At 55.9% G+C, this 690-nt stretch carries 1 protein-coding gene; it reads right to left on the reverse strand.

The window, feature by feature from the left end:
• On the reverse strand, positions 1-690 hold a 690-nt coding region (locus GTA51_RS20365), incomplete at both ends, for a primase C-terminal domain-containing protein (protein ID WP_160964306.1).

A 690-nucleotide genomic window follows, 5' to 3' on the forward strand; every position in this document is an offset into this window, starting at 1 on the left:
TGACCTGGATAAGAGGGATACAGCGGCGGTTGATAAAGTCGTAGGCCGAGAGGTACTTGACGAGAAAATCTTTGTGCTCGCTGGTAATCGGAAGTCCAAAGCTTGCCAAAGAAACAATATCCCGCGTATCGGCGATGACTTTGCGGTCAACCATCTGATAATGCCAAACGTCGTCCATGTGCCAGGCAATCTTGACCTGCTCCTTGCCGGTGTGGACGCATTTCAAACGTTCGACGAGGACGATGGCGACGGGAAAGACGCGTTTGAATCCGGACTGTCCTTTTCCGTTGTCGACCCACGCGGTAATTCCGTCGTGGATGCTGAGGATGATGCTCGCGGGCACTATGGCGTTGACGGATACTGGCGCGTCAGGGAGCATGGAGTGAATCGTGGGCAGTTGAGTTTGTGCAGCATTGCCCGACGCAGCGGTCATGGTCGCATTCAAAGAAGCCAACACCTCCGGCACAGCTACTGTCGCCGAGCCTCCTTTGGCGTACCGGGCCGTCACGTTTTGGGCGATGTCTTCGACCTCCTGAGTGTCCAAAGGCGGCACACACTTGACAGCATTTTCAGCAAGCAGGGCTTCGCGGATGGCCTGATCCGACAAGCCTTTTGCATGCAAGGAAGCCGCGACGCGAAACAGGGTGTCATTGCGCTTCGTCTCAGGAATCGAGGCCGGTACCTGGATCG

Source organism: Solidesulfovibrio aerotolerans, from assembly GCF_009856865.1.
Classification (GTDB): Bacteria; Desulfobacterota; Desulfovibrionia; order Desulfovibrionales; family Desulfovibrionaceae; genus Solidesulfovibrio; species Solidesulfovibrio aerotolerans.